This window comes from Desulfitobacterium sp., assembly GCF_982384815.1.
The window spans coordinates 1-23,781 of record NZ_CEVWNY010000040.1 but is presented as its reverse complement, the minus strand read 5'-3'; the positions used below and the strand labels follow the sequence as shown (position 1 = coordinate 23,781).

At 45.7% G+C, this 23,781-nt stretch carries 29 protein-coding genes; 28 read left to right on the top strand and 1 reads right to left on the bottom strand.

Annotated features, from left to right (window positions below):
- The 10 genes from AC1U9U_RS08180 to AC1U9U_RS08135 form a co-directional block, all read left to right on the top strand.
- The coding region (locus AC1U9U_RS08180; RefSeq protein ID WP_479960062.1) for a xanthine dehydrogenase family protein molybdopterin-binding subunit at window positions 1–1,376 on the top strand (1,376 nt) is incomplete at its 5' end.
- Window positions 1,373–2,218, top strand: a complete 846-nt coding sequence (locus tag AC1U9U_RS08175; RefSeq protein WP_479960061.1) for an FAD binding domain-containing protein — start codon at window positions 1,373–1,375, stop codon at window positions 2,216–2,218. The genes AC1U9U_RS08180 and AC1U9U_RS08175, both read left to right, overlap by 4 nt.
- A complete protein-coding gene (locus tag AC1U9U_RS08170; protein ID WP_479960060.1) occupies window positions 2,218–2,685 on the top strand; it encodes a (2Fe-2S)-binding protein in 468 nt (155 codons plus the stop codon). The genes AC1U9U_RS08175 and AC1U9U_RS08170 overlap by 1 nt, the downstream gene beginning before the upstream one ends.
- Window positions 2,604–3,500, top strand: a complete 897-nt coding sequence (locus AC1U9U_RS08165) for a nucleotidyltransferase family protein (RefSeq protein WP_479960059.1) — start codon at window positions 2,604–2,606, stop codon at window positions 3,498–3,500. The genes AC1U9U_RS08170 and AC1U9U_RS08165 overlap by 82 nt, the downstream gene beginning before the upstream one ends.
- Before the next feature lie 59 nt (window positions 3,501–3,559).
- Window positions 3,560–4,627 carry an XdhC family protein gene (locus AC1U9U_RS08160; RefSeq protein WP_479960058.1) on the top strand — a complete coding sequence of 356 codons (1,068 nt, stop codon included), beginning with the start codon at window positions 3,560–3,562 and terminating at the stop codon, window positions 4,625–4,627.
- Window positions 4,628–4,799: 172 nt separating this feature from the next.
- On the top strand, window positions 4,800–5,876 hold the full coding sequence (gene buk, locus AC1U9U_RS08155) for a butyrate kinase (protein WP_479960057.1): 1,077 nt from the start codon (window positions 4,800–4,802) through the stop codon (window positions 5,874–5,876).
- A gap of 41 nt (window positions 5,877–5,917) precedes the next feature.
- The gene (locus AC1U9U_RS08150; RefSeq protein WP_479960056.1) at window positions 5,918–6,835 is read left to right on the top strand and encodes a phosphate butyryltransferase; all 918 of its coding nucleotides are present in this window, start codon (window positions 5,918–5,920) and stop codon (window positions 6,833–6,835) included.
- Window positions 6,836–7,147: 312 nt separating this feature from the next.
- Window positions 7,148–7,618 (top strand): Lrp/AsnC family transcriptional regulator, encoded by a 471-nt coding sequence (locus AC1U9U_RS08145; protein WP_479960055.1) that lies wholly within the window; start codon window positions 7,148–7,150, stop codon window positions 7,616–7,618.
- A gap of 125 nt (window positions 7,619–7,743) precedes the next feature.
- Entirely contained in the window at window positions 7,744–8,454 is a 711-nt protein-coding gene (locus tag AC1U9U_RS08140) for an AzlC family ABC transporter permease (protein ID WP_479960054.1), read from the top strand.
- A 20-nt stretch (window positions 8,455–8,474) separates the two neighbouring features.
- Window positions 8,475–8,810 carry a branched-chain amino acid transporter permease gene (locus tag AC1U9U_RS08135; RefSeq protein WP_479960053.1) on the top strand — a complete coding sequence of 112 codons (336 nt, stop codon included), beginning with the start codon at window positions 8,475–8,477 and terminating at the stop codon, window positions 8,808–8,810.
- Window positions 8,811–8,837: 27 nt separating this feature from the next.
- Here AC1U9U_RS08135 and AC1U9U_RS08130 read toward each other — a convergent pair whose 3' ends face one another.
- Entirely contained in the window at window positions 8,838–9,734 is an 897-nt protein-coding gene (locus AC1U9U_RS08130; protein ID WP_479960052.1) for a phosphatidylserine decarboxylase, read from the bottom strand.
- A gap of 177 nt (window positions 9,735–9,911) precedes the next feature.
- On the opposite strand from AC1U9U_RS08130, the gene AC1U9U_RS08125 reads away from it, so the two are divergent.
- The 18 genes from AC1U9U_RS08125 to AC1U9U_RS08040 all read left to right on the top strand — a co-directional run.
- Window positions 9,912–10,442, top strand: coding sequence for a YqeG family HAD IIIA-type phosphatase (locus AC1U9U_RS08125; protein WP_479960051.1), 531 nt, complete (start codon window positions 9,912–9,914; stop codon window positions 10,440–10,442).
- Between the two features lie 165 nt (window positions 10,443–10,607).
- Window positions 10,608–11,384, top strand: coding sequence for a shikimate dehydrogenase (gene aroE / locus AC1U9U_RS08120; RefSeq protein WP_479960063.1), 777 nt, complete (start codon window positions 10,608–10,610; stop codon window positions 11,382–11,384).
- Window positions 11,381–11,842: a GspH/FimT family pseudopilin gene (locus tag AC1U9U_RS08115; protein ID WP_479960050.1), complete on the top strand. Its 462-nt coding sequence runs from the start codon at window positions 11,381–11,383 to the stop codon at window positions 11,840–11,842. The genes aroE and AC1U9U_RS08115 overlap by 4 nt, the downstream gene beginning before the upstream one ends.
- Window positions 11,843–11,852: 10 nt before the next feature.
- Entirely contained in the window at window positions 11,853–13,001 is a 1,149-nt protein-coding gene (aroC, locus tag AC1U9U_RS08110; protein ID WP_479960049.1) for a chorismate synthase, read from the top strand.
- Between the two features lies 1 nt (window position 13,002).
- Window positions 13,003–13,563: a shikimate kinase gene (locus tag AC1U9U_RS08105; protein WP_479960048.1), complete on the top strand. Its 561-nt coding sequence runs from the start codon at window positions 13,003–13,005 to the stop codon at window positions 13,561–13,563.
- The gene (gene aroB / locus AC1U9U_RS08100) at window positions 13,544–14,626 is read left to right on the top strand and encodes a 3-dehydroquinate synthase (protein WP_479960047.1); all 1,083 of its coding nucleotides are present in this window, start codon (window positions 13,544–13,546) and stop codon (window positions 14,624–14,626) included. The genes AC1U9U_RS08105 and aroB overlap by 20 nt, the downstream gene beginning before the upstream one ends.
- A 271-nt stretch (window positions 14,627–14,897) precedes the next feature.
- Complete coding sequence (locus AC1U9U_RS08095; RefSeq protein ID WP_479960046.1) at window positions 14,898–15,236, top strand: type II secretion system protein GspG; 339 nt, start codon at window positions 14,898–14,900, stop codon at window positions 15,234–15,236.
- 29 nt (window positions 15,237–15,265) lie between these two features.
- Window positions 15,266–15,613 (top strand): hypothetical protein, encoded by a 348-nt coding sequence (locus AC1U9U_RS08090; protein ID WP_479960045.1) that lies wholly within the window; start codon window positions 15,266–15,268, stop codon window positions 15,611–15,613.
- 39 nt (window positions 15,614–15,652) lie between these two features.
- Window positions 15,653–16,171: a PulJ/GspJ family protein gene (locus tag AC1U9U_RS08085; RefSeq protein ID WP_479960044.1), complete on the top strand. Its 519-nt coding sequence runs from the start codon at window positions 15,653–15,655 to the stop codon at window positions 16,169–16,171.
- Complete coding sequence (locus tag AC1U9U_RS08080) at window positions 16,132–16,545, top strand: hypothetical protein (protein ID WP_479960043.1); 414 nt, start codon at window positions 16,132–16,134, stop codon at window positions 16,543–16,545. Before AC1U9U_RS08085 ends, AC1U9U_RS08080 begins: the two co-directional genes overlap by 40 nt.
- Window positions 16,538–18,289 carry a GspE/PulE family protein gene (locus AC1U9U_RS08075; protein WP_479960042.1) on the top strand — a complete coding sequence of 584 codons (1,752 nt, stop codon included), beginning with the start codon at window positions 16,538–16,540 and terminating at the stop codon, window positions 18,287–18,289. Before AC1U9U_RS08080 ends, AC1U9U_RS08075 begins: the two co-directional genes overlap by 8 nt.
- A gap of 27 nt (window positions 18,290–18,316) precedes the next feature.
- The gene (locus tag AC1U9U_RS08070) at window positions 18,317–19,543 is read left to right on the top strand and encodes a type II secretion system F family protein (RefSeq protein ID WP_479960041.1); all 1,227 of its coding nucleotides are present in this window, start codon (window positions 18,317–18,319) and stop codon (window positions 19,541–19,543) included.
- A gap of 30 nt (window positions 19,544–19,573) precedes the next feature.
- Window positions 19,574–20,059, top strand: a complete 486-nt coding sequence (locus tag AC1U9U_RS08065; protein WP_479960040.1) for a type II secretion system protein — start codon at window positions 19,574–19,576, stop codon at window positions 20,057–20,059.
- A 24-nt stretch (window positions 20,060–20,083) separates the two neighbouring features.
- Window positions 20,084–20,845: a prepilin peptidase gene (locus AC1U9U_RS08060; protein ID WP_479960039.1), complete on the top strand. Its 762-nt coding sequence runs from the start codon at window positions 20,084–20,086 to the stop codon at window positions 20,843–20,845.
- Window positions 20,846–20,923: 78 nt separating this feature from the next.
- Complete coding sequence (locus AC1U9U_RS08055) at window positions 20,924–22,384, top strand: PilN domain-containing protein (protein ID WP_479960038.1); 1,461 nt, start codon at window positions 20,924–20,926, stop codon at window positions 22,382–22,384.
- Window positions 22,385–22,389: 5 nt separating this feature from the next.
- Window positions 22,390–22,863: a hypothetical protein gene (locus AC1U9U_RS08050; protein WP_479960037.1), complete on the top strand. Its 474-nt coding sequence runs from the start codon at window positions 22,390–22,392 to the stop codon at window positions 22,861–22,863.
- Window positions 22,864–22,894: 31 nt separating this feature from the next.
- Window positions 22,895–23,407 carry a LysM peptidoglycan-binding domain-containing protein gene (locus AC1U9U_RS08045; protein WP_479960036.1) on the top strand — a complete coding sequence of 171 codons (513 nt, stop codon included), beginning with the start codon at window positions 22,895–22,897 and terminating at the stop codon, window positions 23,405–23,407.
- A 179-nt stretch (window positions 23,408–23,586) separates the two neighbouring features.
- The coding region (locus tag AC1U9U_RS08040; protein WP_479960035.1) for a type II 3-dehydroquinate dehydratase at window positions 23,587–23,781 on the top strand (195 nt) is incomplete at its 3' end.

The window sequence follows — 23,781 nt, the reverse complement described above, 5'->3', positions numbered from 1 at the left end:
GTGCTTATTCCGATATTGCTACGGTAATCAGCATGTCCATCGGGGCTAATTGCACCGGCCCTTATAAAATCGAAAATGTTCATTGCGATTCTCTGTGTCTCTACACCAACCACCCTTATGCCACTTCTTACACAGGGTTTGGCTATGAATCTTTTACCTTTGCCATTGAAAGAACTATGGATGCCCTAGCACGAAAGCTGCAAATGGACCCTATCGAATTGCGCTTAAAAAATGCCATTGGTGCCGGAGATACTACCCCCACCCAGGTTAATTTAACCCGGAGCAATGTGGGAAGGGTGGACCAGTGTCTGCAAAGAGCTAAGCAATTGATCAAATGGGATGAGGGACAACGTCTTATTCAAGCCGATGGCAAGATCAGGGCTAAGGGGATATGCTCCTTTTGGAAAACCTCTAATACTCCCACTAATGCCCGCTCAGGAGCAGTAATAACCTTTAACCCTGATGGGAGCATCAACTTGAGTGTGGGTTCGGTGGAAATGGGGCAAGGTTCCAAAACTGCTCTGGTCCAAATTGCCGCCGAGCGCCTGGATATGGACATTAATAAAGTGCATGTCCTAATGGAGGTAAATACCCATGTTAATCCCGAGCATTTCAAGACAGTAGCCAGTATGACTACTTTTATGGTGGGAAGAGCAGTCATTGAAGCAGCGGATGATATTATTAGACAGTTAAAAGGAATTGGCGGTATTGCCCTAAAATACCCCCCGGAGGACTTAGTAGTTGGCCAAGGCAGAGTCTTTTTGCAAGATAACCCAAATATGTATAAAGATATTACAGAGTTGGTGCATGGTTATATGTATGATAATGGCAATTCCGTTGGGGGCCAAATTATCGGTAGGGGTAGCTATATCGTACGCCATTTAACTCCCTTAGATTACGAGACCGGTAAGGGGACCCCGGGCCTGGGCTGGACCGTGGGAGCCGAGGCTGTGGAGGTTGAGCTGGACCCTAAGGATTATTCCTATAAGATCCTTAAAGCTGTGGCAGTTCTTGATCCGGGTAAGGTAATTAATCCGGCCCTTGCAGCCAATATCGTCATGGGGCGGATGTCTATGGGCCTAAGTCTAGCTAGCTGCGAGTCCTTTATCTATAACGATCAGGGTGTGATTGAAAACCATAATTTGCGTTCTTATCATATTCTACGCTATGGTGAACAGCCGGAATATATGGTTGATTTTGTCGAGAATCCTCAAACCGATGGACCCTTTGGGGCGCGGAGTTTAGGGGAGCATGGCCTGGTGGGGGCCCCGGGTGCCCTGGGTAATGCTTTGACCACGGCTGTCGGTGTGGATCTCAATCAGTTGCCCCTTACCCCGGAGAACATTTGGCGAACGGTAGAGGGGGCTAAAGCATGATTACTTTTGACTTTGCATATTATCGTCCGACATCCATTGCTGAGGCGGTCAAGCTTTACGGTCATTTAAAGGAGGCGGGTAAGAATCCCTTTTATTACGCCGGGGGTACGGAAATTATCACGATGGCGAGAATGAATAAAATTCTGACCCAAGCCATTATTGATATAAAAGGGATTCCTGAATGCAACCAATTGGAAATCACCCCAAATAATTTCTGTCTTGGAGCGGCACTTACCTTAACCCAACTTGCTGAGAAAAATGTCTTTCCCCTCTTAACCCAAGTGATTCGCAAATTAGCAGACCATACTTCTCGTAATAAGATCACTTTGGGCGGGAATATTTGCGGTAAAATCATCTACCGGGAGGCACTGCTGCCTTTCTTGCTCTGCGATAGTCAAGTGGTGATCGCCAATGAAAAGGGTATTGAGACCAGATCGATCCACGAAATCTATAGCCTTCAAACGCATGGGTTGCTGCTTCTTCCGGGAGAATTCATAGTTGCTCTGCAAACGGAGCAGATCTACTTGGATTTTCCTCATCAAGCCGTCAGAAAGACTGCTAAGTCAAAAATAGATTATCCTCTCTTTATGGCAGCAGCCTTAAAGACAGGGTCGGAAGTACGGCTGGCTTTGAGCGGTTTATTAGGTTTTCCTTTTCGCTCTCAGTCCTTAGAAAAGGCACTAAACGAGCCGGGCTTAAATTATGATGCCAGGATCAGTAATGCCTTAACCCGTCTACCCGGTCCGGTCCTGAACGATTTACGGGGATCGGCGGATTATCGCCTCTTTGTGCTGCGCAATACCTTGGGGGATATTTTAAGGCAGTTGGAAGGGGTGAGATAATGGTTGAACTGTTAACGAAAGGGCTAATTGATCTTAATGTAAATGGAGAAAAGCACACTGTCTTGACAAGGCCCGCGGATACCCTGCTGCATGTGCTGAGGGAACAACTGGGGCTGACCGGGGCCAAAAAAGGCTGTGGCAATGGGGATTGTGATACTTGTGCCGTACTGGTGGATGGTTGGCCCATAAAGGCTTGCCTTATGTTGGCTGTGGAGGCTATCGGCCGCCAAATTGTGACCATTGAGGGTATAAAAAACACCCCGATCCAGCAGGCTTTTTTAGATCAGGCCGCCCTCCAATGCGGATATTGTACTTCCGGCTTTATCGTCAACGCCCATGCTCTCATCCGGATTCATCCTGAGGCTACCGATGAAGTCATTGATGAATGGCTGGGATCGAACCTATGCCGTTGTACAGGCTATCAGGAAATTCAGCAGGCGGTAAAGGCTGCCTTAGGACAGGCATGATCGGGGCTATCGTTTTGGCAGCGGGGATGGCCAAGCGCATGGGCAGCCCTAAGCAGTTACTTCCTTTTGGCACCGGTACTATTCTTGGCACAGTTGTCGATAAGGTGTGGCAGTCTGATGTAGATGTGATAGTTGTAGTCCTCGGGTATGAAGCCGAAGAGATTAGCCGGACATTACCGGATTTGCCTATGCTAGTCGTTAGAAATACTGATTATGCTTTAGGGCTCAGCACTTCAATCCGGGCAGGTTTGGAAGCTTTTATCTGCATGCCGGACTTTCATTCCCGCATAGCGGCATCACTCATGGCAGGAAAAAGTATTTTGGGTCAGGATACTTCGCTGGCACTCAGTAGGACAGGGAGTAAAATTTTAGGTCAAGATACTTCGCTAAAGGCTCAGTATGACAAAACTCCAAAGCGAAGTGTCATCCTGAGCAAGAGCGAAGGATCTTTTTCGATCAAGGTAGAAAGTTTTATGGGGTCTAGGATATCTAGGGAAAAGCAAAGTAAGTCGGGGGTGCTCCTGGTTTTAGGGGACCAACCCTGGCTTACCCCGGAGCTAATCAATGGACTGATTCAAGAATTCAAGCAATCGGGCGACCTAGTCGCTCCTTTTTTTCAAGGCCGACGGGGCAACCCGGTTCTATTTGGGGAAGAATACTTCCCCCAACTATTTTCCCTGAGGGGAGACCAAGGAGCCAAGGAGATTCTGAAGGAGCAGGCGGATAAAATTCGTCCGGTCGAGGTACCGGCCCAGTGGATATTTCATGATATAGATACCCCTGAAGATTACCAAAAGGCGATCGCACGCCGGTAGCTACTTCTATTACCTAATCCTCAACGTATTAATTACTAATACGGTTAGGGAGGAAGTCTATGGAAGAGTGGGGTCGGGAGCTTGCTAATCTATGTGAGACCGGTCAAAGGGCGGCCGTAGTAACGATAATTTGGACGAAGAAAAAGTCAAGTCCCTGGCAAGCGGGCAGGAAAATGATTGTTTTTCCTCGTGGGGAAGTAAGGGGTGGCCTCGGAGGAAAATACTTAGATGAAGTGGCAAAATGTGAGTCCTTAAAGGCGCTGGCTAAGGGGAAACCTAAAGAAGTTGCGCTTACTCTCACCCATGAAATAGCCGGAGGTGAGGGTAAAGTATGTGGGGGGCCTTTAAGGCTTTTTATTGAGATTTTTCCTCTAGAACGCCTTGAAGATAGAAATGCTCAAGCAGCCTTTCTTAGCTCCCTGCAAACCAGTGAATCCGTGGTCTTGGCCACAATTGTCAAGGGGCACGAACAAGACCTAGGTAAAAAGTTGGCAATTTCCCCCAGTGGATCTTACTGCGGAGATCTGGGGTGTCAAGAGCTTAATGAGAGGCTATTAAATCTAGTTAAATATCCTACAGATTTCTTTGAGTTGATGAGTAACAAAAGTGTTCAACTTTGTGGAGAAGAAGTTGAATTTCTTCTGGAAAAGAAAATTCAACATAATGAACTAATAATACTTGGGGCCGGAGATCTCTCCCAGTATTTAACGATGATGGCCAAGTTATTGGGATTTCGGGTGCTAGTGGTCGATGATGACCCCAGATTTGTGAATGAATCCCGTTTTCCCCAAGCCGATCAAATCCTTTGCACTGAGTTCTTGTCCTATATAGCCCAGAGAGAGGGCCAGGACACAAATTATTATGTAATAGCTACCAGGGGGCATCGCCATGATCAAGCTTGTTTGGAACGAGTTCTTATGAAAAAACGCAATTATGTTGGGGTAATTGGGAATCAGCGTCGTATTTCGGCCATGATGGCTGATTTGGCTAACCTAGGAATTCCCGCTGCCGAGCTGGCCAAAGTTTATGCACCTATCGGCATCGACCTGCAAGCTGAATCTTTAGAGGAGATAGCCCTTAGTATTATGGCTCAGATTGTTCGAGTGAAAAATCAAGTGTCCCGATGACTGAGAATACCCGCCCAGCTCTGTTAGTGGAGAAGGGCGGGTTTTCTTTATCGAAAAAAGGAAAACTCGGATTATAGTAGAATATTAGGAATATTCAGATCTGGTGAATGACCATTCACTAAAACACCAATTGGCTGTGGTTATTGAGGCATTGGGATAAGGAGGAAGTGGTTTGGCAGATAGAGGGTTGCGCATTTTAGCAATTAATCCTGGTTCTACCTCGACAAAGATCGGGTTATACGAAAATGATAGGTTCATTTTGGAAAAGACTATTCGACATGATCGGTCCGAGCTCGAAGGGTTTGGCGGCATTTTCGAACAAAAAGAAATGCGCAAGGCTTTGGTTATCAGCTCCTTGGAAGAGGCGGGAATTCCCTTGCCCTCCCTAAATGCGGTGGTCGGGCGTTGTGGCGTGGTCAAACCCCTGGAATCAGGAACCTATCTAGTGGATGATAGGCTTCTTGATGATCTGAAGAAAGATGAGGCTATCCGGCATGCTTCAGCTTTAGGAGGAATAATTGCCTATGAACTTGGTGAAAGCTTATCCATACCGGCTTATGTAGTAGATCCGGTCACAGTGGATGAAATGATTCCCTTGGCAAGGGTGACGGGTGTCAAAGGGGTCGAAAGAAAGAGTGTCTTTCATGCTTTAAATTCCAAGTATACGGCCAAGCGTTTTTGCCGGGAGGTTCAAAAAAAGTATGAAGAGTGCCGCCTTATTGTTGCCCATCTGGGGGGAGGAATCACTGTGAGTGCCCATCTTAATGGGAAAACCATCGATGTTAATGATGGTTCAGCAGGAGAGGGACCTTTTTCTCCGGAGAGGGCCGGGGGCCTGCCGGTTTCGGCTCTTGTCGATCTATGTTTTTCCGGTGCCTATACCAAGGAACAGCTCCTGACTCTGCTTATGTCCGACAGTGGTATGCAAATGCATATAGGAACTAATGATCTGCGAGAAGCAGAAAAAAGGATGGACCAGGGTGATGAGGAGGCCCGTTTGGTGGTGGAAGCTATGGCTTACCAAATCTCTAAACAGATCGGTGCTATGGCGGCGGCCCTAGAGGGGGAGGTGGATGGCATCCTGCTCACCGGTGGGTTGGCGCATAGTCAGCGCTTTACCCGGTTAATTGAGCAGCGGGTGAAAAAAATGGGCACTGTGGTAGTGTACCCAGGAGAGGATGAGCTTCAGGCTTTGGCAGAGGGGGCCTTAGCCGTATTGACTAATAAAGAACAAGCCAAGATCTATTGAGAAGGCAGAAAAATAGCAGGCAATAAGGAGATTAGAAGTATTTGATAAAGGAGAATTTGATGTTTGAGAAGATTCTAAGTGAAGTTAAAAAATCTCCCCAGCGTATTGCTGTGGCCGCCGCCCAGGACAAATCGGTGCTGGAAGCGGTTTTTACAGCGCAGGAGAAGGGGATTGCTATCCCTGTTCTTGTAGGGGATGAGGGGAAAATTCGCAAATATGCCGAGGATTTAAAGATTGACCTAACAGGAGTTACTCTTATCCATGAGCCGGATGTCAGGAAAGCGGCCCTGTATGCCAGTAACCTAGTCCGTGAAGGCCGGGCAGATCTACTGATGAAGGGACTTCTGCAAACAGCGGAAATTCTAAGGGCAGTACTGGATAAGGAGAAGGGTCTGCGGGAAGGGTCCACCCTCAGCCATATTGCCATTATTGAGGCGACAGGTTTTGAACGTTTATTATATATCACCGACGCGGGGATGAATATCGCTCCCGATCTTAAGCAAAAGGCTGCCATTATTCAAAACGCCGTGACCGTTGCTAAGGCTATGGGAGTGCAGACGCCAAAAGTTGCGGCCCTCTCCGCTCTTGAAATTGTAAATCCCGATATACCTTCTTCCATAGATGCGGCCATTCTTACCCAGATGAATCGCCGCGGACAGATTAAGGACTGTATTGTAGATGGTCCTTTGGCCCTGGATAATGCCGTCAGCAAAGAGCGAGCAGACCATAAGGGAATCCAAGGCAGTGAGGTCGCCGGTTGTGCAGATATAATTTTAGTACCTGATATTGAGACCGGAAATGCCATCTACAAAATGGCCACCAGCCTCGCTGCTTACCGTGCGGCCGGGTTGGTTGTTGGTGCCAAAGCTCCCATCGTTTTACCCAGCCGTGCCGACACTCCGGAGGCCAAATTCCTTTCCATTATGTGTGCTTGCCGAGTAGCCGCTTTCCTCAAGTGAAACAAGGGGACAGGTACCTCGTTTCACCCCGGATATTCGCAATGATCAAAAAGAATGTGTTGGATTCTTAGCTGCCTAGTGTTATAGCTTGGCAGCTATTTTTTGACAGAAAAGTGAAACAGGGGGACAGGTCCCTCGTTTCACTCCGGATATTTGCAATGATCAAAAAGAATGTGTTAATAGCCGTGGTTTACGGCTGCGTTATAAAATTGGACGAAGGTTATACTTGTCAGATTGATTGAAATAATATATAGTAAAGGAATAATAATTCGGTATTATATTTTGTGAATTTATCCGAAGGGAGAATTAATATTGCAAATTAACCTTGATGCCCAAGACAAAGCGATTATTCATGCCTTGCAGGAAGATTCTTCCATTTCCAACTTAGAGTTATCTAAGAAGATAGGTCTATCTCCCTCGGCATGTCTGGCACGGACGAAAAATCTTCGGGAAATAGGAGTCATTAAACAGTATACGGCCTTCGTCGATGAAAAGAAGATTGGTATTGGCTTAATTGCCTTTACGATGGTGAACCTTTCGCCCCTTAATCGGGAAGTTGCCAATAACTTTTTAGCCACAATCAACGAGATACCCAATGTTCTCGAATGCTATACGGTTACGGGCAGTCGGGATTTTCTTTTAAAGGTAGTGGTCAACGACATTGCTTCTTTTCGGGATTTTATTATTGATAAGATCATGGCTATACCAGGTGTGGATAAAGTTGAGACCAGTATTGTTATGAATACGGATAAGTGTACTTTAACAATACCGCAGGAGCTATAAAGATATTAGGTCTGTGTTAGAGGAGCATATTCCAAGTATCTAAAATTACTAAAACCAATTGGAAGCAATAGGTTTATAATTCGTTGCTTATAAATGCTCAAATAGGCGGAGGAGAGATATTAAGTATGCAGGAGAAGCAAAAAGCCCTTAAAGCAGCGTTTCCCTATACCATACCGGTTATGACCGGCTATTTATTTCTTGGCATGGCCTTTGGCATTCTCTTAGAGAGTAAGGGCTATCATTTTGGCTGGGCAATCCTCATGAGTGTTTTTATTTTTGCCGGTTCTATGCAATATGTAGCGATTAATTTGCTTACTGTGGCTTTTAACCCTTTAAATGCTTTTATTATGACCCTTATGGTCAATGCCAGGCATTTGTTTTATGGCTTGTCCCTCTTGGGAAAATTCGGTGAAGCGGGGAGGAAGAAACCTTATCTTGTTTTTGGGTTGACGGATGAGACTTTTTCCATTCTATGTGCTACCAATCCGCCTGCAGGTGTGAATAGGGGCTGGTTCATGTTCTTTGTTACCTTACTTAATCACCTTTATTGGATTACCGGCTGTGCTTTGGGCGGAATCTTAGGTTCTCTGGTGTCTTTTAATACTAAAGGGATTGATTTTGTTATGACAGCACTATTCGTAGTTATTTTCTTAGAGCAATGGAAGTCGCAGAAGCAGCATGCCCCGGCTCTAATCGGAATTGGTGCATCGACCCTTTGCTTATTGGCATTTGGCCCCGGAAACTTCATTATTCCCTCCATGATTTTGATTATTGCCGTATTTACAGTGTTCAGGAAGCCGCTGGAAAATCTGAATCGTCTTAATAAGGTCATCTAGCTACTAAGGAGGAAAGGTTAATGATACTTACCACCCAGCAGTCCCTGATTATTATTGCCGTTATCGCCCTTGGAACCGTACTCACCAGGGCGTTACCTTTTATTTTGTTTCCCGCCAACCGGGATACCCCTGCCTTTATACTCTATCTGGGGAATGTCATTCCTTTTGCGGCCATAGCTATGTTGATAGTCTACTGTTTAAAAAATGTATCCCTCCTGGCTGCCCCCTATGGGCTGCCGGAAGGGATCGCGATTATGTTTATAATTATAATTCATTTGTGGAAGCGCAATGCGCTTCTTAGCATCGGTGGAGGTACAATCCTTTATATGGCTTTAGTGCAGTTTGTCTTTGTCTAAAAAGATCCTTGACCCGAAATGCACGCGCTATTTGTTCTTAAGCCGGACGCCGATTTTTTCCCCGAACAGAACGGCGGTTTCGTAGCCAAGATTGGTTTGCTCGATGATATCCGGATCGATCTCAATCCTATTCTTTTCAAAAAAGAGCAGGACTGTGGAGCCGCCGAACTTAAAATAGCCTTTTTCAGCTCCCCGGGCTACTTTTTGGCGGGGAGTAAAGGTCTGGATAATCGACCCGACAAAGGTTGCGCCGACTTCCACATAGAGAAGATCGCCAAAATTGTCGGAATGGAAGAGGCTCCATTCTCTTTTATTTTCGCAAAAAAGCTTCTCTACCTTTTGCAAAGCCATGGGATTTACGGAATAATAGGCTCCCTTGATTAGGTAAGAGGGTTCACAGGTTCCGCTGTCAATGAAATGAAAGCGGTGATAATCCGTTGGGCAAAGCCGTAGGATTAAACAGGTTCCCCCTTGATATTGGGCGGCTACGGCGGGGTTTTTGATTAATTCCTTGAGACTATAGGTAAAGCCTTTGACTTGAACAAGCTTATCCAAATCAATGTTTTCATAAGCAAAAAGCTTTCCGTCCCCTAAAGAGATCACTGTGTCTTCATTGGTGTCCACTGTTCTGGCAGTAGGTTTTAATTTGCGGTAAAAGAAATCATTAAAAGAGGAGAATTCTTTGAGGTTCTTCTCCGCGATAGATAAGTCCAAGTCAAACTTGTTGACAAAGGGGTGGATTTTGCGGCGGCTGATGGGTTGATCTAGGTACCACCCATAAAAACTAGAGCAGGCTCTTTTCTTAACTACGGCCTCCAATAGTCTTATTCCTACCGGGGAAGAGTAAGTCCATTTGATCATCTTTTCGCCGGCGACTTTTTCGGTTTTATAGATTTTTGACTTGCGGTCATAATATTGTATCAATCTTTTCAACTCCTATAGAGGACATTTTAAAATATTTTTTTGAAATACACCAGTAGGTAACCGTTGAATATATTGTAAAATATACTCGATATTTGTGGGAGGTTAATTCTATTTAACTTGCCCTGATTTGAACTCTAGGATATAATAAGTAAAAAATGCCATGTCGGGGAGGATTCTATGTTTGATCTCTTCAGGCCGACTTGTCAGGCGGATTCACTGGATAGTATATCTATGGACGTGTTGAAGCGGGATGGTATACGCGGTCTTATTATAGATCTTGATAATACGATGACGCCGTGGAATGACTTAGAAGTTGGGCCAAAAGTTGTAGAATGGTTTGAAAAGGTAAAAGCAGCAGGGATTTCGGCCTGTGTGGTGTCCAATAATAAACGTAAGCAAAGGGTAGCAGTTGTGGCTGAGCGTTTAGGAATTCCCTTTGTCTTTCGGGCTACCAAACCCCGCCGCCGGGCTTTTCGGGCAGGTATGAATATCTTGGGTACGGGAATTAAAGATACGGCGGTCATTGGGGATCAGCTTTTTACAGATATCTTCGGCGGGAATCGGATGGGCCTCTATACCATCTTAGTTCTACCCATCAATGACCGTGAATTTATTGGTACCCGGTTCATGCGCCGGATGGAGCGGGTACTGGTTTGGCTTATGAAACATTCCGGGTCATCGGAGCCTCATGGTTCAAAAGTACGCTAAGTTCAGTGCTGTTAAAGATTCAAAAAAGGTATATATCAACAACGGGTGATCGATAACGGAATGGGAAGACCATTCCGTTGTGCTTATTCAAGCTTTTTGGGGGTGTTGGCCTTGAAGCATTTTGCTGTGATTGGTGATCCCATTGCCCATTCCCTTTCGCCGGTCATGCATCAAGCGGGTTATGAGGCGGTAGGCTATGATTCAGTATATCATAAATTTCAAGTAAAACCCGAGGAGCTGGGGGAAGCCGTTAAGGGTCTCAAGGCTCTCGGTTTTGCCGGGTGGAATGTGACAGTTCCCCATAAAGAAAATATCATTCCTTTTTTGGATGAGCTGACGGATGAAGCCAGGTTAGCCGGAGCAGTGAACACAGTTAAAGTGCAGGCGGGGCGTCTGATTGGCCACAACACGGATGGAGCAGGTTTTGTTCACTCCTTACAAGAGCACATGGAGCTTGATGATCGTAAAATAGTTGTGCTGTTGGGAGCGGGAGGAGCTGCTAAAGGAATTGCTATGGCTTTGGCTCCTTTAGGGGTTCAACTCATTGTCTTAAATCGAACTTCGGAACGGGCAAAGGAGCTTGTAGAAAAAATTCGTGCCCAAGGCGGGCGGGCAATTCAAGCGCCCTGGGGTGAGGGGGACTGGATCGCCAAGGCGGACTGTGTTATCCAGACCACTAGTCTGGGCTTAAAGAGTGAGGAATACTCCATTTCCCTCCGGGGGATTCGACCCACTGCCCTCGTAATTGATATCATCTTTAATCCCTGGGAAACTCCTTTTCTAAAAGAGGCTAAAGCATTAGGGTGTAAAACTTTAAATGGTATTGAAATGCTCCTCTATCAAGGCGTTAAAGCTTGGGAGTTTTGGTTAGAGGATCAGGCCCCCGTTGAGGCGATGAGAAGGGCTTTGTATCTAGCCTTAGAAGGGATGAGGCCGCGATGAGAAGCATCCGGGTGCGAAGCCTTCGAGACGGTTTTACATTGCTGGAGGTGCTGCTGGTCCTGACTATCTTAGCAGGTGCAGGCTTCGTTTTGCTGGTGAAGCTCCCTGCTCAGTTGGAGAATCGCAATTTATCTATAGCCAGCACTCAGCTCATTCAAGATTTGCGTGCTACAAGACAGAGCGCTTTGGCCGAAAACACCTGGTACGAAATTCAGTTTTTTGAGACTGATAATGTTTATCAGATTTATCGGGAAGGGATTTTGCAGAAAAATATCCCTCTCCCGGAAAAGATTACTTTTGCCAATAAGCCGAACACTATCCGCTTTTCGGCAGAAGGAACCCCTATATTTCTGGGCCGCCCGCCTTTAACGGGCAGTATCTCTCTGACTAATGGAAAGAATACCAGAAATATTATTACTGCCTTGATTACCGGAAGAATTCGTGAGGAAATAAAATAGGAGGATGGAAATGCGCTATCTTACAGCAGGGGAATCTCATGGTCCAAAGCTGGTGGGAATTCTGGAAGGGGTTCCGGCAGGGGCCAAAATAGATAAGGAAAGAATCGACCAAGCACTGCAAGAACGGCAGAAAGGACCTGGCCGTGGAGGCAGGATGAAAATTGAAAGTGATCAAGTGAGTATTCTTTCCGGGGTTAGGGGAGGTTTAACCACAGGGGCGCCGATTGCCTTGGAAATAACTAATATGGATTGGGCTAACTGGGAGAGGATCATGGCCTGGGGGCCCGAAGCTGACTGTGAAAGCCGTAAGGTTATTACCCCTCGCCCCGGTCATGCCGATTTAACCGGACATTTGAAATACCGCACCGAAGTGCGCAATGTCTTAGAGCGGGCTAGTGCACGGGAAACGGCCATGAGGGTTGCTATAGGCAATATCGCTCTGCAGATTCTTGAAGCTCTCGAGGTAAAATTTCGCGGACAGGTGCTTGCCGTTGGGAAAGTACAAATGAAGGTGGCAGATACCCCCGAATATTGGCAACGGGTTGAAGATTCTGAGTGGAAGGTGGGGGACACGGAGGGCGAGGAAAAACTTTATACTCAACTTAGGGAGGCTCAAAGGAATGGAGAATCCTTAGGCGGTTGTTTACAACTTCAGGTAAATAATCTTCCACCCGGCTTAGGTTCCTATGTCCAGTGGGATCGTAAGCTGGATGGTAGATTGGCCCAGGCTGTCTTATCCATCCAAGCCATGAAAGGGGTTTCCTTTGGGATTGGCTTTGAAGCAGGATTTCGCTTTGGCTCCGAAGTACACGATCCCATTGCTTATGAAAGTGGGCGGGGCTATTATCGTTTGAGCAATAACGCCGGAGGAATAGAAGGAGGTATGACTAATGGGGAGCCGCTTATTCTCCAAGCGGTTATGAAGCCGATACCTACTCTATATACTCCGTTAAAAACCGTTAACATCGAGACCAAAGAAGTGATGGAGGCTAGTGTAGAGCGCAGCGATGTCTGTGCAGTACCAGCCGCCCTCGTAGTTCTTAAACATGTGGTAGCTTGGGAAATTCTTCAGGCTGCCCTGGAAAAGTTCCCTTCGGATACATGGGAAGAGCTTGAAAAAGCTTGGCAGGATTATTTTCGATATGTGAGTGAGCAATGATATGAGTGATAATATGAGCGCTAACAACTACTCAAAAGATCATAATATTGTCCTTGTCGGCTTTATGGGTACCGGCAAAAGTACAGTAGGCAGACGTTTAGCCAAGCTCTTAGACCGAGACTTTATCGATACCGATCAGGAAATTGAAGAATTAATCGGAATGACAGTTTCCGAGATTTTTCGTAGGCATGGGGAAACCCGTTTTCGCTCGGAGGAGCGGCTGCTGGTTAAGCGCCTAGCTGAACAAAAGGGCTACGTAATTGCTACCGGGGGAGGAACGGTGCTAAATCCGGATAACTGGCGGGACTTGGCTGAAAGTGGCATGATTATCGGGTTAACCGCTCCTTTAGATGAGATTTATAAACGGATTGGCTACCGCAATGATCGGCCCCTTCTCAAAGGAGATCGTAAAGTGGTTGAGGAATTATGGGCAAGGAGACAGCCCATTTATAATCAAGCAGACCGGACAATCGATACCTTCAACAAAGGAATAGACCAGGTGGTTGAGGAAATTTTTGATTTACTTGAAGGAGGCCCAGGAGATGCAGGGACAGAGAATTGACGTGATTTCCGAGAAACCTTACCCCGTTTTTCTGGGGGCAAGACTAGAGGAGCTGGGGGAATATCTAACCGGTCGAATTGGCACCGGTGAGCACCTATTGGTAATCACCAATCCTAATATTGCCGATTACTACATTGATAGGTTAAAAGAAGGGCTAGATTCCTTTAAGGTGGATACATTGATCGTGCCCCAAGGGGAAGAGGAAAAATCCTTAGAAAGAATCACTCAATTAACCTCCGCTGCGATTGCGTGCGGTGCCGATCGCAAGACTGTTGTTCTTGCTTTGGGTGGAGGGGTGATCGGCGATTTGGCCGGCTTCTTCGCCAGTATGTTTATGCGGGGAATACGGTTTGTGCAGATTCCCACTACCCTTTTGGCAATGGTAGATAGCAGTATCGGCGGTAAGGTTGCAGTTAACCATGCTGCCGGCAAGAATCTTTTAGGCGACTTTTACCCACCTTTGGCGGTATGGGCGGATTTTTCCACTTTAGAAACCCTTTCTTGGGAAGAGGTACTTAATGGCATAGCTGAGACGATCAAACACGCTATGATTGCTGATGGGGAGTTGCTTTCCTTTATTGAAAGACACCAAGAAGCTATTAAAGCCCGCAAGCCTGAGCTCTATAAAGAACTTACATCCCGTTCTTCGGCAGTTAAGGTTAAACTGGTATCTGAGGATGAAACTGAGCAAGGCAAGCGCATGTATCTTAATTTTGGCCATAGCTTTGGTCATGCTCTTGAGGCGGAGACGGCTTATCAAGGGATGACCCATGGTCAGGGGGTAAGCGTTGGCATGGTAGCGGCATCTTATTTGGCCCTGGAGCGTGGCTTAATCGGTAGTGGTGAAGTTGAGCGGTTAATTAGACTTCTTAAGAGCTTCGGTCTGCCGGTAAGCGTCCGGGGAAAAGATCCCCGCATCTTGATTGACCTTATGGGGGCGGACAAAAAGAATTACCAGGGCCAAAAGGTGCTTGTCTTACCGAAAGGAAGTGGTCAAGCAATAGTTGTCCGCGATGCTAAAGATGAGGAAATATTGCGAGCCTGGGAAAAAGTAATCGAGTAATAAAATAATATAAATAAACCTAAGGCAGAGAAAAGACTCCGAGAACATAAGCAACTCGGAGTTTTTGTATTGTCTAAAAAGATCGAAAAACATAGGAAATAGCGTTATTTCCTAGAATTAGGAAAAGGTTTCTCTAAATGCAAGAAAGTCTGTCAGAACATCTTTCCCAAGAAGGAATTTTCCATCTATTTGGTAAATATATGTCAGAGAGAAAAGTCCTATAGCGAATAGGACGATAAGACTATTGCTTTTTAGAAGATGGGGTAATTTTATGGTGAAAAAGCGAACCGAAGGGTTTACTTTATTAGAAATTCTCCTAGTCCTTTTTCTGATGATGACCATGGTATTGATGGCAGCTCCCCGGTTTGACACCGCCAGGAATTACACGGTCAAACATACTGATGCTGCCAATCGCAGACGCATTGAGGGGGCAGCGGAGCTTTATCGAATGGATACGGGAATGGTGCCGGAACGAGTCGAAGATTTAGTATTGCCGCCACCGGGGATTAAAGGTTGGCGGGGTCCCTACCTTGAGCGAATATTGGTAAAACCTAACGGTGAAGAAACTTCTGATTATAAGCTTGACTATAAAGGAAAGGTAATCCCATGACCCGAACCCATGAGAGAGGCTTTGTGTTAATGGATGTACTCCTTGCAGTTTTCCTTTTCGCCCTCGGGTTTGCTGCGATATTTGGCTTAAGTGAAACTGCCCTTAAGGAGGCAGAACAAGCCCTCCGCTTCACAGAGGCGGCCAACCATGCTCAAAGTGTTTTAGAATCCTTAGTTGCAGAACCTTGGCAGGATAACTTTAATGCTGGACGCTGTATTCCCGGTGGGGAAGTTGAAGGAGGAGAAGGGCTTTTTCTCTGGCGGACAATATCTTTGTGGGATGGACCAGGCCTGTTAAGGGTTAGAGTAGAGGTTTACTGGCCGGAGCAGGGAAAAACTCAGCAATATATTTTGGAAACTCTTTATGCGACAGACTAAGTGAGTACCGATAAATGAGAAAAGGCTGGAAAAAGTATGGTGAAAACAGTCGTTATGCAAAAAAACCGGAAATTTGCCATGCTGAGCAAAGCAGAGCATGGCTTTACTTTAGTTGAAGTAATATTTGCCCTTCTCATCACCGGTATTCTACTTGGGGTTTTCTTAAGGTTTTTTGTAGGCCAATGGGGGACGAGCCAAGTCATTAAAGATAAGATGGAGGCCCATTATGCAGTATTAACGGCAGGTAGAGAGGTAAGTGATGCGATTCGTCAAGCACAAAATGTCCAGTGGGATAATCGAGGCAAATGGACCCTCACGGTTACTCCGAGTGGTGAGACCTATAGTGATCAGTACTATATCGATGATAAAGATTATGATGGGATTAAAGACTTGTATCGCTATCATAAGGGTGCACATAATCCCTTGGTTAGCGGAATTGTGGACTGGAATTGTTCCAAGGGAGAATCGGGACTATGGACAATAACCTTCAAGGGGCAGATCGGCAAACAAATTGTACATTGGCAAGGAAAGGTCAAGTCAAGGGCTATAAGGAATTAGGTTATATTACCCTGCTTTTATTAATTCTGTTTGCCACCCTTTCTGCTTATGGGCTGGAAATGTACGTAAAAGCCCATGGGGAAAACAAAATGTCAAGGCGTGAAATCAGTTCACGTCAGGCTGTCTATGGCGCGGAGGGTGGAATTGAGTGGGCGAAGGTGATGCTGCTGCATGATCCGGATTTTAGCGGTGGAAGTATTCAGATTGGCGAAGGAATAGTCAATATCATTGTCAATAAGGCCAATGAACGGGCCTATACAATTACCTCCTCTGCTCAGGATGGGCAGGCCCGGCGCAAACTTAAGGTGGAGCTTGAAAGGATTGAGGAACAGTGGGTAATCAGGAAATACCAGGAGATTCATGGGAATGAGTAAACTCATGCTATGGGGCAATCGCCGTAAAAATGTCCAATCCAATAGCTATAAGGAAAGCTGGCATCCACCTTCCTTGCAGGGGGGCGGATTTGGTCAATATCTGCTTTCACAGAAAATTATTGACGCTGGTCAACTTGCTAAGGCTCTGGAGGAACAAGGAGAAACAGGGGCTCGTTTGGGAGAAATCCTAGTTAGACAACAGGTGCTTAATCCGGATCAAGTCCTCCATGAACTCAGTAAATATTTGGGTATAGGCATGATCGATCTGAACCAAGTCGAAATTGACCCTAAGGTTGCATCACTGCTGAGTGAAGAAGCAGCCTTTCGTTATGGTGCAATCCCGGTTAGGTTGCAAGAGAGAAATTTACAGGTTGCGATGTTTGATCCAGGCAATCACCGTTCCGTGGAGAATATTCGTATATTGACAGGATTTGAAGTAGAACCTCTTCTAGCCTTTGAGGATCAGGTGATGACGGCAATTAAGAAGTACCTTACTGTTGAAAAGAGCATTGCTGAGCTTGCCTTGGGGCAAGAAGAATTAGCGGATAACGGACTGCGGATCAAAGGGTTAGACTCGGAAGAAGGAAATGACGCTCCAACAATTCAGCTAGTGGATTTTCTGCTTCGGGAAGCTATTATGTTAGGGGCCAGCGATATTCATTGGGAACCGGGAGAATCCGGTTTACGAGTTCGCTACCGAATCGATGGCAAGTTGGAAACCAAACGCTCTTTTCCCTTGGGGATAGCTCGTAATCTCTTAGCACGAATCAAGATAATGTCAGGAATGGATGTCTCCGAGCGTAGGCTTCCCCAAGATGGTAGAAGTTCTTTTTGGGCTAATGAGAAAAATATTGACCTTAGAGTCTCAAGTCTGCCTACGGTCTATGGTGAAAAAATAGTGGTGCGAATTCTCGATCCGGCTACAGCCCAACGTCCACTGCAATCTCTTGGCATGAGTCCGGAAGTAGAGCGGGGAATCCGCAGTTTAATTACAGAGCCTCACGGGATTATCCTTGTAGTGGGGCCAACCGGCAGTGGAAAAACCACTACATTGTATGCCTTATTGCAAGAATTGATCTCTGATGAGCTCAATTTAGTTTCTATCGAAGACCCGGTGGAATACGAGCTGGATGGAGTAGTTTCCGTTCAAGTCCAGCCGAAGATAGGGTTGACCTTTGCTCAAGGGTTACGCTCCATTTTGCGACAGGACCCTGATATAATTATGATCGGAGAAATTCGGGATGAAGAGACAGCTCGTATTGCCATAGCTGCCGCTTTGACCGGCCATCTTGTGTTATCTACTTTACATACAAATACTGCCGCTGAAGCCTTTACCCGTTTATTGGATATGGGGATTGAGCCTTACTTAGTAGCGGCGGTTTTACGAGGAGTTTTGTCCCAGCGGTTAGTTCGCTGCCTTTGTCCACATTGTAAGGTCTCTTGGGAACCGGATGTAATGGAGAAGCAAGTCATGGGGCTCCCTGAGGATATTTGGCAAGTGTACAAAGCTAAGGGTTGCTCCCATTGTCGGAACACGGGCTATTCCGGTCGGATCGGCATTCATGAACTCTTGCTTTATCACCAAGATATCAAGGATTTGGTCATAGAAAGGAGAAGTTCCCGCCAGATTGAAGAAAAGGCTATATCCCAGGGGATGATTCCGCTGCGCATAGATGGATATGGGAAAGCAAGAGCAGGCCTAACCAGCCTAGAGGAAATATGGTATTCAACCAGTGAAATATAAAACACGGGGCGCTATGAGGGATGAAGAATGAACAGCCGCAGTTTTTCATGGAAGGCCTTAGATAAGGAAGGGAAAGTAATTGAGGGAACCTGGGAGGTTAATCAAGGGGCGGAAGTAAGAAAACGTTTATTTGCCAAAGGATACTTTCCTTTAGCAATAATCCCTAGACGGAGTAAGCTTCAGGAATTGATCACCTATCTTGTTATTCTAAACAAGAAGAGTGATTATCTTAAGATTTGGTCTGATGTCCTTTGGCGGCTCTCTCTTCTTCTCAGTTCAGGGATACCTTTGCTGCAAGCAATCAGGATTCTAAAAGTGCAAAACAAGGGCATGTCCTTTTCCAGTCCGGCCTGGGACCGGGTACAGGAGGAATTGGAAGCAGGCCAAGAGTTTTCTCAAGCCGTGAATTCCTTAGTCCTTCCCCCCAATTCCTACATGAGGGCTATGATCCAAGCGGGAGAGCGAGCCGGTAGATTGCCTGAAGTTCTGGAGAAGTTATCCAGTGATTTGCTTGAGGAGCATAACTATCGCCGCAAACTCAGAGGAGTTCTTGCCTATCCACTCTTGCTGCTGGGGCTGACTATTTGTGTCCTTTATGCTTTAAGTCTTTGGGTTCTGCCTGTTTACCAACGGATCTTTTTAAGTATGACGGCGGAATTACCGTTACTGACTCGGGTCATTTTTCAAGCTTCAAAAATTCTTCCCCCACTCTTTATGTTCCTTTGTTTGAACGGATTAATTGCCTATCTTTTTTTACGCTTACGCAACCCCAAAACCTGGCGGGAGAAAGTGCTGGACGGCTTAAGCCGTATTCCTCTTTTCGGTAGAGTATACAGGCTAAACGAGTATTTGCTTTTTTCACAGACTTTAGGAACCTTGCTGGAATCCGGTATTTCTCTCTTGGAGGCTTTAAACCTAACCCGGGCTACAGTGCAAACTTCTTCAATGAAGGGATTGATTCAAGACCTTGAAGAGGCGGCCCGGGCCGGCAGGAGATTGGGCCCCCTTCTTCGCAGCTGTGAATGTTTTCCGGAGGATGGGGCTCAGATGCTTGAAATTGGCGAAGAGTCCGGTCAATTTAGTGTAATGCTACTCCACCTAAGTAGAATCTTTCGTATGGAACTTGGGGAACGGATGGATAAAATCCCCCAGATAATTGGACCTGTTCTCATCATGATCTTGGCAGGCGTAATTGGGTTGGTGGCTGTGGGAGTGCTTTTGCCAATATTTGATATTGGAACTTATATTAAATAACTGTAAAAAGCTTAGGCGGGAGGAATTAGTGTGAAAAAAACCCTTAGCCATGACTCGGAGAGATCACAACAGGGCTTTACCTTGGTGGAAGTCCTAATGGTGGTTTTTATCATAGCTATGTTGTCGGCTATTGTTATTCCCAGAGTAAGCGCGAGTTCGGAAATAGCACGTCAAAATTCAGATATTGCATCCGGTCACCAAATCAAATCCGCCTTAGACCGCTATCAGGTGGAAAATGGCATTTATCCGAAGAAAAGTGATGTAACCGCTAATAATGGCAAAATTACGGCTCCGGTGCTTATTCCTAAATATATTGGCAAGTTGGATACAACTACTACTCAGCAAGAGGCCGGCGATAAAAAGGGTTTTGGCGTCGCTGCCTTGCAAAATGGGTTAATTCCGGAAGATGCTCAGACTAACCTGATCATGCTTTATTTAACCGATAGTGGTGCAGCAGCGGAAGTGAGAGTATATAAAGCTGATCTAAATACGGTGCTGTGGAGCTCAGCAAACTAAACCGATTAAGAAAGGACGAAAAGAGTGGGAATTGAACTCAGTATTTTTTTTGGTTTATTTGGATTATTAGTCGGTAGCTTTTTAAATGTAGTTATTTACCGAATACCCAGAGGAGAATCCATAGTTTTTCCAGGTTCCCACTGTACTACCTGTGGACATAATCTGCGACCTTGGGAACTGATTCCTGTCCTGAGCTTTGTTATTTTAAGAGGAAGATGTGGGAAGTGCGGGGAGCAAATTTCCTGGCGTTATCCCCTGTTTGAGTTATTGAATGGGGTGTTGTATTTTTTAGCAGCCTATCAAGAAAGTTCAGGATCGTTTCTTCAACTGGGAGTTGCTTTCTTTTTTATTTCTATTCTATTGGTGCTGGCAGGAATTGATTGGGATACCTTTCGCCTACCTGATATTTTCACCTTACCTCTTTTAGGGGTCGGAATCGCTGCCGGCTTTTTTCTACCTCAAGGTCCAACAGGGTGGGAGAGTTTAGGGACGGCATTGGGGGCAGGGGGGGCCTTCTGGTTAATCGCCTCTATCTATCCTGGGGGTATGGGCTTAGGTGATGTCAAGCTAATCGCCGCTCTGGGGGCCTTTTTAGGGTGGCCGAAAATTTTAATTGCTATTTTCATCGCTAGTTTAGCCGGTTCGATTTTTGGCTTATTGTTTTTGCTTCTTAACAAGAAAACTTTTCGGGAACAAATTCCTTTTGGCCCTCATCTTGTAGGTGGGGCTTTAATTGCTTTCTTTTGGGGAGATAAAATCCTTTCTTTCTATGGGAGCTTTTTTTGATCGCAAGAATTTTTTGGGCAATTAGACTCTCGTGCAGCTAAAATGGCGCAAGCGAAGCATTCCTGAAGGAGGTTAAAGATGATCTCGCGGTATCAGTGGCGGGCTTGTGTGGAGATTACAGATTATGAATTGCGCTGGCTTTGGTATGTTCCAAAAACTAAAGATAGGGAATCGATTAGTTCAGAAGCAAAGTTTGAAGTCATCCCCCTTCCTCCGGAAGTGCGGGAGTTCAATATTTGGCAAGAGGAGGTACTTAAGAACCTTGTAGAAGGATACCTAAGGAAGCGTAAGGCTGAACTAGGGATGCGCTATCGCATTAAGCTACGGATAGGTCTACAAATTCAGAACCAGTTCATTCGAGAGTATCATCTACCTTGGGCGCACAAAGGAGAAAGATCGGGGCTAATTAAATACTTAGCGGAAGAAGAGATTCCGATTCCCCAGGACGAGCTGATTTACGACTATTTTATACAGGAAGAAAAAGGTTCTCATAGGGGTTTACGGGTCGTTCTATCAGGGATAAGAAAATCTGTTTTTGAACCTATTGTAACGGCCTTCGGAGCGGCGGGGTTTGAGATTGATAAGGTGAGCTTTTCCCAGCTTGCCTGGGCTGGAGTCTATGGCTTGCTGCCGGATGAAAATACCCTTTTATTGCGGCAAGAAGAGGGACAAGTCCAGTATATTTTTTATCGGGGCTTAATTCCGGAGATTACCCGTAGCTTTCCGACTGCGGCCCAATATTACAGTGATGAGGAATGGGATCAGGAGATTCATCGAATCCTGATTTATCTTTCCTCCTTAAACGAACAAGTGGAACTGCATAGAATTGTCCTTGGACAGGGGCAAGAATCGGAAAAAGTGGGGCAAAGAATATTTGCTTATTACCGGCGTCTACGGGGGAAAGAGCCCCTGCTGCAAAAGGGGGAAGAGATCCATCCTAATCTGCTCAGTCCCGAGACACCAAAACATCCGGGAGGGTCAGAACCGGAAAAGCAGCTGGCTGTTTTGGGAATGGCCATGGGGGAGAGGGACCTCTTAAATGATTTTTGGCGAATAAAGGCTCTTAGCAAACGTCAAGAAAGGACAAAATGGGTGATCATAGGACTTGTCTTAGTTTTGAACATCCTAGGGTTCGCTTCCCTGGTATCCTTTCAGCAGAGTCTTGAGTTAAGATCTAATGAGGTTAATCAACTTCGTGAATATCAAGCTGCTTTAGCCGCTGCGGAACAAGATGAAAGGGCCTTAAGGCAAGCTTGGGAAGACGCAATGGGGAATTCCACCAGGGTGGGAAATGATTTGAGGGATTTAGCAGTTTTAAATAATGAGCAAATTCAGTTTGACAACATCGAGATAAAAGGTAGGACCTTAATGATAAAAGGAGCAGCGGCTGAATCTTTAGAAGTACAGAAAGTTTTTCACCATCTGGAAGCCCTAGGGTGGCGGAACGCCTATTTGGTAGATTATCAGCTGAATTATGAACTGGGTAGTAGGCCTATTTTCTTTACCTTTAAGGCTGAACGAAGTAGGAGTAGTGGTTAGTACATATGAAAACCTTTAAATCCAGCAATCTAATTCTTGTTGTGGCTATAATTTTGCTTAGTTTGATTGGAGGAGGATTAATTCTAGATTGGCAAATTTACCAAAGTCTTCAGATCGAACTCCGCCAAGGAGATTCGCAAATTGTCACAGCCGGGCGAGGTGGGTTTGCTGAGGGATTACCGGCACAAGATGACTTACTTAAAGTTATCGACGAGTGTGCACAAGCTTTTCAAGCCGAAGAAGTGGTAATTCGCTCTTACCAACTGGAGGGGATTGCCACAGACGAGAATCAAGCAGGGCTCAGTTATGCATCAATTCGCTTCAGGCTCCAAGGGGCATGGACGGGGATTGAAAATGGTATAAGCAAGATCGAAGGGCTGACAAGTCAAAATATACAAGTAGAAGAAGCACTCTTAAGCCCGGAAAGAGGAGAAATTCTTTTTAGGATCTATTTTTTCACTGAACCTAATACCCTTTAGCATCATAAGCTGGGTAAGAGGGGGTGACCCTGTGCAGGAATATGTGATTCAACCGGGAGATACCTTTTACCGTCTAGCCCAAAGGCTGGGGGGGACCTGTGATGAGTGGAAACTAGCTAACCCCGGACTAAATCCGGATTATCTACAGATTGGTCAAAAAGTCTATCTTCCACGGGCAACGAATGCCAAAGGCATTGAACAATATGCGGAAGTAACACCTGATCGAGGGACAGATTTTTCGGGGGACAAACTTGATGATGTGGAAATGGAAATTGAAGGGGTAAAATTTCGGATCAAACGAATCGGGGAGAGTAAAGTCCCCCACGAAATTCATCTTACTGTGCCCAGAACCGAAATTCGTAAAGTCCAGCCTCACGGTGTCAATGGTCCTTGTGAAGTACAAATTATGCTCAGCAACGTAAATATCATCCATTCACCACGCCTAATGAGCGATCGCCCGCGGACGGAATCACAGAATGGGGGGGAGCTCTCCCAAATAAGTGAGCTGCGCTCTGATATTAGACCAAGCCAACCTAACCTTTAGCAAAAGCGCGGGGTGATAAATTATAAAAAGATCCTTGCCGTTACTCAGGACAACCAAAAAGTTGTTATCCTGAAGGGAACGAATGAAGGATCTTTTGTATTTTTTAGTTCTACTGGTGCGTATGCTAAAATTATGGTAAAATTTTGAGATATACGGTTTCTATTAAGGAAGTGAAAAGAATGGGAAAGATCTGGGTATTGCATGGACCCAATATGAATTTATTAGGCCGGAGAGAACCGGACAAATATGGAACCCAAACCTTAGAGGATATTAACCAGGCATTGATTAGCATGGCTCAAAATGCCGGAATTCCTATCCAAGTAGGGCAAACAAACTTTGAAGGTGAACTGATTCAGTGGATACATAGCATGGGG